Below are 12101 nucleotides of genomic sequence, written 5' to 3'. Positions count from 1 at the left end.
GTATAATTTTATGGTTAACAAACCCCTAATATGAGGTTGCAGTAATCAACCCGCCGCAACCGACGCGGCAGGCCGGCGGTTGGCGAGATAGACCCCCGTGACCGCCAGAACCGTGCCGGCAATCATGGCTGGCGTCAGCGTTTCCCCGAAAAGCAACGCAGCTTCCACGGCGGCAAGTGGCGGCACGAGATAGATCAGCGAGGCCGCGCGCGAGACCTGACCGCGCCGGATCAGATACAGAAGCAGCGCCACCGCGCCGATGGAAATCGCCCCCACCGACCAGCCAAGCGTGGCAGCAAGCCCAAGGCTCCAGTCCACATGCCCGTCTTCCAGCAAAAGCGCAAAGGGAACGGTGACCAGCAGCGCGCCGACATATTGCAGCGTCGCCACCGCCATGATGTTTCCGCCATGGACATATTTCTTCTGATAGAGCGTACCATAGGTCACCGAGACCATGCCCAGCACATTCACCGCCACGGCATAAAGCGGCACGGACATGCCCAGTGCACCTGTGGCCATAACCTTCGGCAGCACGGCAATGGCAATGCCGGCAAAACCGAGCAGCAACCCGGCACGCTGTATGGGTGAGATTCTCTCGCCAATCATGAAACGGGCGGCCACCGCCGTCATCAGCGGCTGCAGGCCGGCAATAATGCCGCCAATCGCCGCCGGCACGCCCTGCCCGATGGCCCACCAGATCATGCCGAGATAAATGCCGTGCAGGAACACGCCGGACAGGATCGCCCGCAGGACATCAGCCCGCTTCTTCGGCCAGGAAATGGCGGACAACCGGCAGATCGCCCACAATATCAGGCCGGCCAGCAGATAACGCAGACAGAGGAAGGTCAACGGCCCGGTATAATAGACCGCATATTTGGCAGTGACCCAGCCGGTCGACCAGAGAAACACGAAAATGGCCGGAGCCAGGCGGTCAAGCGACATGGGAACATCCCCTGTGCGGCATGATCCCGCCTCTCGGACATTGCCGGGGACGCAAGGTCATGCAGCGAATTGATATTTCGGCCAAGGCACACCGGCGAAAGAGCAGGCCGGCCTGTCATCTGGCCTGCGGCGGCACCCGGACCCTTTGCCAAGGCGGTATCGCCATCCCCGCCAAAGGTCAAAGGCGTTTTCGTGATCACATCTTTCAGTTTTTCTGATGCGGCATCCGAGATCCATCAACCGAAAACGAACGAACAAATTTTGTGCATTCGCCCACAGCGCGCACAGCACCATCATGCCCTTCCGCCCTGCCGCGCCGCGCAACCATTTTGACGATGCCGCATTTATAGGCTGAAACCGAAAAAACGCTTCTTTTTTAAAACTCTAGGGCGACAAAAAATCTTCATGAGGAGGTCCGCATAGTTCTTGCATTGCATTTGGCCTTGTATTCATATGGTAAAAAAGGGGACATCGAAGTTGGCATTTGACGAAATGATAAATGCGGACAACACTCCGCGAAGCCCATATGAAAACTATAACGAGTGGTACAGCCGACAGGACAGGTCGCACCTGATCCAGAAATCAAAAGACGCGGAAAACATCTTTCGAAAAACCGGCATTACTTTCGCAGTCTACGGCCATGCCGACAGTTCAGAAAAACTGATCCCCTTCGATATCATCCCGCGCATCATCTCCGGACGGGAGTGGCGCAAACTGGCCCAGGGCATCGAACAGCGTGTTCTCGCCCTCAATGCTTTCCTCGACGATATCTACCACAAGCAGGAAATCATCCGCGCCGGCCGCATCCCCCGCGAAATCATCGAGAAAAACGAAGCCTTTTTGCCGGAAATGATCGGTTTTACGCCGCCCGGCGGCGTCTATACCCACATTGTCGGCACTGACATCGTCCGCACCGGTGAAGACCAGTTTTATGTTCTGGAAGACAATGCCCGCACGCCCTCCGGTGTCAGCTACATGCTGGAGAACCGCGAGACGATGATGCAGATGTTCCCGGAACTTTTCCATGAAAACCGCGTGCGGCGGGTGGAAGATTATCCCTATCTGCTACGGCAATCGCTCGCCTCGCTCGCCCCGCCCGGCTGCACTGGCAAGCCGCGTGTAGCGGTGCTTACCCCCGGCATCTATAATTCCGCCTATTACGAACATTCCTTCCTCGCCGACATGATGGGCGTGGAACTGGTGGAAGGCTCCGACCTGCGTGTCATGGACGGCAAGGTCAAGATGCGCACCACCCGCGGTTATGAAGCGATTGATGTGCTTTATCGCCGCGTCGATGACGACTACCTCGATCCGCTGACCTTCCGGCCAGATTCCGCACTCGGCGTGCCCGGCATCATGGATGTCTACCGCGCCGGCAACATCACCATCGCCAATGCGCCCGGCACGGGCATTTCCGATGACAAGGCCGTCTATTCCTACATGCCTGAGATCGTCGAATTTTATACCGGCCGCAAGCCGCTCCTGGAAAACGTGCCGACATGGCGCTGTTCGGAGCCGGACAGCCTGAAATACGTGCTCGACAATCTTGCCGAACTGGTCGTCAAGGAGGTCCACGGTTCGGGGGGGTACGGCATGCTGGTCGGCCCCACGGCAACGAAAAAGGAACGGGCGCTGTTTGCCGAAAAGCTGAGAGCCCGCCCCTCCAATTACATAGCGCAGCCGACGCTGTCGCTTTCCACCGTGCCGATCATGGTGAAGAACGGCATCGCGCCGCGCCATGTCGATCTGCGCCCCTATGTGCTGGTGTCGGACAAGGTGAAGATCATTCCCGGCGGCCTGACCCGCGTCGCGCTCAAGCAGGGCTCGCTGGTGGTCAATTCCAGCCAGGGCGGCGGCACCAAGGATACATGGGTACTGGAGGACTAAGCCATGCTGGGCAGAACGGCAAACGGGCTCTACTGGATGTTCCGGTACATCGAGCGCGCTGAAAACATCGCCCGGCTTATCGATGCGGGCTTGCGCGTTTCACTGACGCGCTCAGGCAGCGGCGATGAGGACTGGGACGGCGTCTTGCAAAGCGCCGGCGTGCACGAGGCCTTTCTCGAAACGCACGACAAGGTAACGACGGCGGATGCGATCGATTATCTCCTGCGGGATAAAGCCAACCCTTCCAGCGTCCTCTCCTGCATCGAGGCGGGCCGCAACAATGCCCGCATGGTTCGCACCGCGCTGACGCGCGAGACCTGGGAAGCGACCAACGAATTCTGGATCGAGCTCAAGACCAGTCTCGAGCGCAGGGTAAAGCCGGCGGACATGCCGCAGACCATCGACGGCATAAAACACCGCGCCGGTCTGGTGCGCGGCGCTTTCCATGGATCTATGCTGCGCAACGATCTCTACAATTTCTCCCGCATCGGCACCTTCATCGAACGCGCAGACAACACCGCCCGCATTCTCGATGTCAAATATTACGTGCTGCTGCCGGCTGTGGCGCATGTTGGCTCCTCGCTCGACAACGCACAATGGGAATCCATCCTGCGCTCGGTCTCGGCGCACCGTTCCTATGGCTGGGTCTATGATGCGGAATACAAGCCGGCCAATATTGCCGACTTCCTCATTCTCAATGGTCGCATGCCGCGTTCGCTCGCCTATTGTTACGAGAAGATCGCCAGCAACCTCAACTATATAGCAGAAGACTACGGCGAAAGGCACAAGGCGCATGAGACGGCCGAGAGCATTCGCGACAGCCTGCGCAAGACGACGATCAACCGCGTCATGGATGAAGGTCTGCACGAGTTTCTGGAGAGATTTATCAACCGGAACGGGCAGCTGGGACAGGAAATCATGGAAGGCTACCGCTTTTATCAATAAGCGCGTGGACGGGGACAGCTTATGCGTCTGAAAATCACCCATACGACGGAATATGTCTATGACGAGCCGATGCCCTATGCGTTGCAGCGGCTGCGCCTGACACCGCAGACCGGCCCCTGCCAGACGGTGGAGAACTGGGACGTCTCGGTCGATGGCGCCACCGTCGAAGTGACCTATGACGACCATTTCGGCAACCGGGTTGCGCTGGTGGAAACGGAGGGGCCGCAACGCAAGGTCAAGGTTGTGGCAAGCGGTCTCGTCACCACCGAAGACAAAGCCGGCGTGTTCGGGCACCATGTCGGCAATGCGCCGCTCTGGCTCTTCCAGCGCGAGACGCCGCGCACCAAGCCGGGAAAGCTGGTGCGTGAACTGGTAAAAGTCAGCACGGGCGATACCGAACTCTCACGCCTGCACGACCTCATGGAGAATATTCACCGCAAGGTGGACTATGTTCCGGGTTCGACCGACATTGAAACCACGGCGGAAGCGGCGCTGGAAGCCGGCAAGGGCGTCTGCCAGGACCATGCCCATATCCTGATTTCCGCCGCCCGGCTGATGGGCCTGCCGGCCCGTTATGTTTCCGGTTATCTGATGATGGAAGAGGTGGAGGAACAGACAGCCACCCACGCCTGGGCCGAGGTGCATCTTCAGGGGCTTGGCTGGGTCGGCTTCGACGCCGCCAACAATATCTGCCCCGATGACCGTTATGTCCGCATCGCGTCGGGCCTGTGCTACCGCGACTGCGCGCCGATATCAGGCATGCGCATCGGCCCCGCCGGTGAGACGCTGAATGTGACTGTCACCGTGCAGCAGTCGCAGAGCCAGAGCCAGTCGCAAAGCTGAGACCATGACCGGCAAGGACGACGAAACGATCGGCTTCTATACGGGTAACGCCGCGGCATACACCTCGCGCGGACAGGCGGCGGATCGTCCGCATCTCGAAACATTCCTGGCGCAGCTGCAAGAGGGTGCAAGCATTCTCGAACTCGGATGCGGCGGTGGGCAGGACAGCGAATTTATGCTGGCTGCCGGTTTCGACGTTCACCCCACCGATGGAACACCCGAGATCGCCAAGGCGGCGCAAGCCCGGCTTGGAATTCCCGTCGCGACATTGCTGTTCGAGGATATTGACGACAGGGAACGTTATGACGGTGTCTGGGCCAATGCCTGCCTGCTGCATGTGCCACGCGCAGCACTTGCCGGCATTATCGGCCGTGTTCACGGGGCACTGAAACACGGCGGTGTGTTTTACGCGAGTTTCAAGGCCGGAGAGGCGGAAGGCCGCGACACGTTTGGCCGTTATTACAACTATCCTTCCAGAGCCTGGCTCGAAAATGCCTACGGTCAATTTGACTGGACGAGCGTCGGGATCACATCCCGCCACGGCAGCGGTTACGACAAGATGCCGACCGACTGGCTGCATGTCACGGCAACGAAGTCCTGATCCATTTCCGGAACTTGCCGGTTGCGAAAGCGTCTCCCGACCGTTTAAATCGCCGCATTGATTTGAAAGCATGATCCGGCTTCAGCCTGCGGGAAGGAAGCCGGCCGGGAGACGGCCTTGTACACTATTTCCGACTATCGCGACTGCCAGTCCCACGGCCCCGTCATCGCGCAGCGCGTCTGGACGGCATGGTGGCAGGATAGCGGCCTTCAGGTCGGCGACGTCGCCGAACACCTGAAGGACATGACCAATCCCCATGCACTGCCCACCGGTTTCGTTGCCCATGACTGTGAGGCTTACGTCGGCTCCGCATTCCTTATCCATTGCGATCTGGAGGAGCGGCCGCAATATCTGCCGTGGGTTGCCGCTCTCTGGGTGGAAGAAGACCGACGGCGCTCAGGTGTGGCGCGGGCCTTGATGCAGGCCGCCACACAAAGGGCCGCCGAACTCGGCCATCACACCAGCTATCTCTGCTGCCAGCGCGATCTCGAAACCTATTACATCAATTGCGGCTGGACCGTTCTGGAACGCGGCGTCGGCAAACACGATCTGACCGTGCTGACCTTCAGCACCAAAACATAAGCGTCCCGCCACTTCCAGTGTCGGACAACAGTAGATACCGGAGGAAACATGCACCCGCCAACAGCCGTCATGGAAACCGCAATCTACGTGAATGATCTCGACGCCGCCGAGACCTTTTACCGCGATGTGTTCGGGCTGGAGATGGTGCGCAGACTGCCCGGCCAATTTGTTTTCTTCAGATGCGGCCAGCAAATGCTGCTGATCTTCGATCCGCAGCAATCCCGCCGGGCAGACCCCGATAATCCGATCCCGCGCCATGGGGCGGTGGGCCAGGGCCACTTCTGCTTTTATGCAAAGAATAAATCGGAAGTGGATGGCTGGAAGGACCGGTTCGAAGCGCTTGGAATTCCCGTCGAACATTACCATCGCTGGCCGAATGACAGCTATTCCGTCTATGTCCGCGATCCCGCGGGTAATTCAGTGGAGGTCGGCGAAGGCAAGCTGTGGGGGATTGAGCAGGCCTGAAAATACTGGAAAAAACGTTATGAAAAACATCTTTGTCGTCACGCACACTCAATCCGTGCACCATGTCGAGAACAAGGTCGGGGGCTGGTATGATACCGAGCTGACACCCAAGGGCAGGGCCGATGCGGAGGCGACAGCCGCCAAGCTTATGGCCTTGATCGGCAGCGCCCCAGTTGAAATCTTCAGCTCCGATCTTCTCCGAGCCTCCCAGACAGCTGCAATCATCGCTGAACACCTCAAGCACCCTTTTGAAAGCACAGATGACCTGCGGGAAATAAGCTACGGTTCAGCAGGCGGCATGCCGCAGGAGTGGCTCGACGCCCGCCAGATCCCCGCCCCTCATCATAACCGTATGGATCATCGCGGCGGAATTGCTGATGGTGAAACGAGACGTGAAGTGGCCGAAAGGGTGTACCGCTCTGTGAGCACCATTATATCACGCCCCTGCCCCGCGCAGGTCATCGTTACCCATGGCTTTGCTCTTACCTTCGTCATCGCGGCATGGATCAAGATGCCGATCGAAAGCGTCGGCCATGTCAGTTTTCCGGCACGGTCTGGCAGCATCACGCATTTGAAGGAAGACGACTATTGGCAAAATCGCGCCGTCGTTTCACTGGCGGATGTTTCGCATCTGACAGACGACGATGGTTGAGAAGCAATCCGCTTGAACATTGCCCGCACGCAAAGGGACAATTGGACATAAGGCCTAACCTCTAGCGTCATCCTCAGGCTTAACCCTAGGATGACGTCGAAGGGTGGGACTACCATGTGATGACCCCACCCCCCTTGGCATTCTCAAAGTCAGCCCGCAGATCAGATCTGCCGAACGGCGATCTCTTCTTCCGCGTCCACGGCCAGCGGGTTCTTAAGCGGCAGGCCGAAACCGGCTGCCTCGATCTCGAAGACGTCGCCCGCTTCCGGCTTGATGCCATCTGCGAAGGAGAGCGTTGCCGTGCCGAACATATGCACATGCACATCGCCGGGCGCACGGAACAGGCCGTATTTGAAGTGGTGGTATTCGAGGTTCGCGAAGGTGTGGGACATGTTGTCTTCACCCGAAACGAACGGCTTTTCGAAGATGACCTTGTCACCGCGGCGGATACGCGAGGTGCCGCGAATATCCGAAGGTGCGGCACCGACGCGGATTTCCGGGCCGAAGCTTGCCGGGCGCAGCTTGGAATGGGCGAGATAGAGATAGTTGACCCGCTCGGTGACGTGATCGGAAAATTCGTTGGAAACGGCAAAGCCGATACGCACCGCCTCGCCCTTGTCGGAGATGACGTAGATGCCGGCCATTTCCGGCTCTTCGCCGCCATCCAGCGCAAATGACGGAGACGTGAGTGCCGCGCCGGGCGCTGCCGCCACATGGCCGTTGCCCTTGTAGAACCACTCCGGCTGAACGCCCTTTTCGCCAGCCTTGGGCTTGCCGTTTTCAAGACCCATGCGGAACATCTTCATGGAATCTGTCAGGCTTTCTTCTGCGGCTTCCGTGGTCTTCTTGTGCATGCTGTCGCGGGTCGCGGCCGAACCCAGATGGGTAAGCCCCGTGCCGGTCAGATGCAGATGCGCCGGATCGGGATGGGTGATCGGCGGCAGGAAGCGGCCTTCGGCATAGGCCGCTTCGAGGTCGACGGCATCGCCGAGACCATGGGCGGAAATGACATCGGCAAGGCTCTTGCCGCTATTGGCGGCTTCCATGGCAAGCGCGTAGACCGACGCCGCACCCTTGACGACCTGCGCCTGTCCGCCGTCTTCGCGAACCGCTACAATGATTTTGCCACTGGCATCTTTGATCTGTGAAATGAGCACGGGATTTCCTTCCTGCGGCGCAGCGCGCCTTATCTTCGTCGGCGCCTTGCGCCTGCACCTTATGAAAGTGGCCGGAAACCGGCCACTTTTTTGATTTGCGATTTGGGTGGGCCGATCAGCCCTTGTTCTTATTGTAGACGTCGAAGAACACGGCGGCGAGCAGCACGAGGCCCTTGACCATCTGCTGGAAGTCGATGCCGAGACCGACGATCGACATGCCGTTGTTCATGACGCCCATGATGAAGGCACCAATGACCGCGCCGGTGATCTTGCCAACGCCGCCCGATGCGGAAGCGCCGCCGATGAAGCAAGCTGCGATCACATCAAGTTCGAAGCCCACACCGGCCTTCGGCGTTGCCGAGTTGAGGCGGGTCGCGATGATCATGCCGGCAAGACCGGCCAGCACGCCCATGTTGACGAAGGTGAGGAAGCTCAAGCGTTCGGTGTTGATACCGGAAAGCTTGGTCGCCTTCTCATTGCCGCCCATGGCGTAGACACGGCGACCGATGGTCGTGCGGCGCGTCACGAAGCTGTAAAGCGCAATCAGCACCAGCATCACGATCAGCACGTTCGGCAGGCCGCGATAGGTGGAAAGCTGGTAACCCAGGAACAGGATAGCGCCTGAGATCAGCAGATTCTGCACGATGAAGAAACCGAACGGCTCCACGTCGATGCCATGCTTCACGTTCACCACGCGGCGACGCCACGCCAGATAAAACAGCGCCACCGTGATCAGCAGGGTCAGGATCATCGAGGTGGTGTTGAGACCTTCGATACCACCGATATCAGGCAGGAAGCCGGTGCTGATGATCTGGAAATCGGTCGGGAAAGGACCGATGTTCTTGCCGCCGAGCACGAACAGCGTCAGGCCACGAAACACCAGCATCCCCGCCAAGGTGACAATGAAGGACGGAATACGGTGATAGGCGATCCAGTAACCCTGGGCAGCACCGATGATACCGCCGATGACGAGACAAATCAGCGCCGCCAGGAACGGGTTCATGCCCCATTGCACGGTCAATATGGCCGCGATCGCGCCGACGAAGGCAACGATGGAGCCGACCGACAGGTCGATATGCCCGGCGACGATGACCAGCAGCATGCCAAGCGCCATGATGACGATGAACGAGTTCTGCAGGATAAGGTTGGTCAGGTTCACAGGGCGGAACAGAATGCCGCCGGTGTAGAACTGGAAGAAAACCATGATGGCGACGAGCGCGATCAGCATGCCATATTCGCGGATATTCGAGCGAATATAGGATGAGATCGAGATGACGTTACTTTCTTCGCTTGTTGTGTTTGCCGAACTCATGAGTTCTTCTCCCCTGAGCGCATGATAGCGCGCATGATGCTTTCCTGGCTCGCCTCTCCCTTCGGCAATTCAGCGACGATGCGGCCTTCGTTCATGACGTAGATGCGGTCGCAATTGCCGAGCAGTTCGGGCATTTCCGATGATATCATCAGAACGCCTTTGCCGTCGGCAGCGAGCTGGTTGATGATGGTGTAGATTTCATATTTCGCGCCGACATCGATGCCGCGGGTCGGCTCGTCGAGGATCAGCACATCAGGATTGGAGAACAGCCACTTGGACAGCACCACCTTCTGCTGGTTGCCACCCGAAAGATTGACCGTTTCCTGAAAGATGCCCGAGGACCGGATACGCAGGCGCGTGCGGAAATCGCTCGCCACCTTCATTTCCTTGATGTCGTCGATGATGCTGGCACTCGACACGCCGGCCAGGTTGGCGAGCGTGGTGTTGTGCAGGATATTATCGTTGAGCACGAGGCCGAGATGTTTGCGGTCTTCCGTCACATAGGCAAGACCGGCATCGATGGCGCGGCGCACGGTGCTGACATCCACGGGTTTGCCATGGATCAGCACTTCGCCGCTGATCTTGTGGCCGTAGGACTTGCCGAACACGCTCATCGCGAATTCGGTGCGCCCTGCCCCCATCAGCCCGGCAATGCCGACGACTTCGCCCTTGCGCACGGTGACGTTGATATCGTGCAGAACCTTCCTGTCGCGGTGCTGCTGGTGATAGGCGTTCCAGTTCTTGACTTCGAGAATGGTCTCGCCGATCGGCACGTCGCGCGGCGGATAACGATCTTCCAGATCGCGACCCACCATGTTGCGGATGATGACATCCTCGCTGATTTCTTCCTGATGACAGTCGAGCGTCTTCACCGTCATGCCGTCGCGCAAAACGGTGATCTGGTCGGCCACCTTGCGCACTTCGTTGAGCTTGTGGGTGATGATGATCGAGGTCATGCCCTGCTTGCGGAATTCGATCAAAAGGTTGAGCAGCGCCTCGGAATCGCTTTCGTTCAGCGAGGCGGTCGGCTCGTCGAGGATGAGCAGCTTCACGCTCTTCGACAGCGCCTTGGCGATTTCGACGAGCTGCTGCTTGCCCACACCGATATCGGTGATCAGCGTCTCCGGCGATTCCTTCAGGCCCACTTTCTTTAAGAGTTCGCGGGTCCGGTTGAAGGTCTGCTGCCAGCTGATGACGCCGTTCGAGGCGACCTCGTTGCCAAGGAAGATGTTTTCCGCAATCGACAGGAGCGGCACCAGCGCCAGTTCCTGGTGAATGATGATGATACCAATATCTTCGCTATCATTGATGGCGCGAAAATTCCGCACTGCGCCTTCATAGTGGATTTCGCCCTCATAGGTGCCGGCGGGGTAAACACCGGAAAGGACCTTCATCAAGGTCGACTTCCCCGCGCCGTTCTCACCGACGAGTGCGTGGATCTCACCCTCTTTAACCTTGAGGTTGACGTTCTCAAGCGCTTTCACGCCCGGAAACGTCTTGGTGATGTTCCGCATTTCGAGAATGGTATTGGCCATATCGCAATCCAGCGCCCGATTAATTCCGGCGTTTTTATTTTTATGGAAAAACGGGGATGACGCCAAGTCATCCCCGCATGTGTGTCGAGCTTATTTCAGCTGGTCTTCCTTGTAGTAACCACCATCGACGAGAACCTGCTTGTAGTTCTCCTTGGTTACTGCAACCGGCTTCAGCAGGTAGGACGGAACGACCTTGACGCCATTTTCATAGGTCTTGGTGTCGTTTACCTCAGGCTCCTTGCCCTGCAGAACAGCGTTGACCATGTTCACGGTCACCTTGGCGAGTTCGCGGGTGTCCTTGAAGATGGTGGAATACTGTTCGCCGGCAATGATCGACTTGACCGACGGGACTTCAGCGTCCTGACCGGAAACGACCGGCAGCGGCTGGTCCTTCGAACCATAACCAACGCCCTTCAGCGAGGAGATGATGCCGATGGACAGACCGTCGTAAGGCGACAGAACGGCGTCAACCTTGGCGTCGGTGTAATAAGCCGACAGCAGGTTATCCATACGGGCCTGGGCCGTTGCCGGATCCCAACGCAGCGTACCGACCTTGTCCATGCCCATCTGGCCGGACTTTACGACCAGCTTGCCGCTGTCGATGTAAGGCTTCAGAACCGACATTGCGCCATCATAGAAGAAGAAGGCGTTGTTATCGTCAGGAGAACCGCCGAACAGCTCGATGTTGAACGGACCCTTGCCGTCCTTCAGGCCAAGCTTGTCGGTGATCGAAGTCGCCTGCAGAACGCCAACCTGGAAGTTGTCGAAGGTGGCGTAGTAGCTGACGTCGCCGCTGTTGCGGATGAGGCGGTCATAAGCGATGACCTTGATGCCCTGCTCGCCAGCCTGCTTCAGAACGTCCGACAGCGTGGTGCCGTCGATCGAGGCGATCACGAGGACTTTCACGCCCTTGGTGACCATGTTTTCGATCTGGGACAGCTGGTTCGGAATGTCGTCGTCGGCATATTGCAGGTCGGTCGTGTAACCGGCTTCCTGCAGCTGCTTGACGATGTTGTTGCCGTCATCGATCCAGCGAGCGGAAGACTTGGTCGGCATGGCAATGCCGACGGAACCCTTGTCCTGTGCGAAAGCCGGTGCTGCGAAGGAAGCAGCACCGATGGCACAAGCCGCCATCAGCGAAATAATGGACTTCATTAACTCTCTCCCTTGAACCCTTCTC

The 12101-nt window shown here is 58.4% G+C and carries 12 protein-coding genes; 7 read left to right on the top strand and 5 right to left on the bottom strand.

Translation table 11 applies throughout. The annotated features are described in order from the left end of the window. Positions 1–45: 45 nt before the first annotated feature. Positions 46–942: a DMT family transporter gene (locus ACQZ5F_RS01210; protein WP_046797863.1), complete on the bottom strand. Its 897-nt coding sequence runs from the start codon at positions 940–942 to the stop codon at positions 46–48. 477 nt (positions 943–1419) lie between these two features. Between ACQZ5F_RS01210 and ACQZ5F_RS01205 the strand changes: the two genes are divergently transcribed. The 7 genes from ACQZ5F_RS01205 to ACQZ5F_RS01175 all read left to right on the top strand — a co-directional run bounded on the left by ACQZ5F_RS01205 (position 1420) and on the right by ACQZ5F_RS01175 (position 6917). Then, the gene (locus ACQZ5F_RS01205) at positions 1420–2829 is read left to right on the top strand and encodes a circularly permuted type 2 ATP-grasp protein (protein WP_046797862.1); all 1410 of its coding nucleotides are present in this window, start codon (positions 1420–1422) and stop codon (positions 2827–2829) included. A gap of 3 nt (positions 2830–2832) precedes the next feature. Then, entirely contained in the window at positions 2833–3774 is a 942-nt protein-coding gene (locus tag ACQZ5F_RS01200; RefSeq protein WP_046797861.1) for an alpha-E domain-containing protein, read from the top strand. A 21-nt stretch (positions 3775–3795) separates the two neighbouring features. Continuing rightward, positions 3796–4617 carry a transglutaminase family protein gene (locus tag ACQZ5F_RS01195; protein ID WP_046797860.1) on the top strand — a complete coding sequence of 274 codons (822 nt, stop codon included), beginning with the start codon at positions 3796–3798 and terminating at the stop codon, positions 4615–4617. Positions 4618–4621: 4 nt separating this feature from the next. Then, the gene (locus tag ACQZ5F_RS01190) at positions 4622–5218 is read left to right on the top strand and encodes a class I SAM-dependent methyltransferase (RefSeq protein ID WP_448731029.1); all 597 of its coding nucleotides are present in this window, start codon (positions 4622–4624) and stop codon (positions 5216–5218) included. Between the two features lie 117 nt (positions 5219–5335). Further along, positions 5336–5800, top strand: a complete 465-nt coding sequence (locus ACQZ5F_RS01185) for a GNAT family N-acetyltransferase (RefSeq protein ID WP_052818189.1) — start codon at positions 5336–5338, stop codon at positions 5798–5800. 48 nt (positions 5801–5848) lie between these two features. Then, positions 5849–6265 (top strand): VOC family protein, encoded by a 417-nt coding sequence (locus tag ACQZ5F_RS01180; RefSeq protein ID WP_448731030.1) that lies wholly within the window; start codon positions 5849–5851, stop codon positions 6263–6265. 19 nt (positions 6266–6284) lie between these two features. Then, a complete protein-coding gene (locus ACQZ5F_RS01175) occupies positions 6285–6917 on the top strand; it encodes a histidine phosphatase family protein (protein ID WP_448731031.1) in 633 nt (210 codons plus the stop codon). Positions 6918–7078: 161 nt separating this feature from the next. On the opposite strand, the gene araD1 is transcribed toward ACQZ5F_RS01175, so the two are convergent. The 4 genes from araD1 to chvE form a co-directional block, all read right to left on the bottom strand. Next, a complete protein-coding gene (gene araD1, locus ACQZ5F_RS01170; RefSeq protein WP_448731032.1) occupies positions 7079–8074 on the bottom strand; it encodes a 2-keto-3-deoxy-L-arabinonate dehydratase AraD1 in 996 nt (331 codons plus the stop codon). A gap of 115 nt (positions 8075–8189) precedes the next feature. Beyond that, a complete protein-coding gene (gene gguB, locus ACQZ5F_RS01165) occupies positions 8190–9386 on the bottom strand; it encodes a sugar ABC transporter permease GguB (protein ID WP_046797854.1) in 1197 nt (398 codons plus the stop codon). After that, complete coding sequence (gguA, locus tag ACQZ5F_RS01160) at positions 9383–10921, bottom strand: sugar ABC transporter ATP-binding protein GguA (RefSeq protein ID WP_046797853.1); 1539 nt, start codon at positions 10919–10921, stop codon at positions 9383–9385. The genes gguB and gguA overlap by 4 nt, the downstream gene beginning before the upstream one ends. Positions 10922–11011: 90 nt before the next feature. Then, positions 11012–12076, bottom strand: a complete 1065-nt coding sequence (chvE, locus tag ACQZ5F_RS01155; RefSeq protein ID WP_046797852.1) for a sugar ABC transporter substrate-binding protein ChvE — start codon at positions 12074–12076, stop codon at positions 11012–11014. Between the last annotated feature and the right edge of the window lie 25 nt (positions 12077–12101).

It is taken from the genome of Agrobacterium sp. 22-210-1, assembly GCF_053522525.1.
This window is presented reverse-complemented; position numbering and strand designations above follow the sequence as displayed.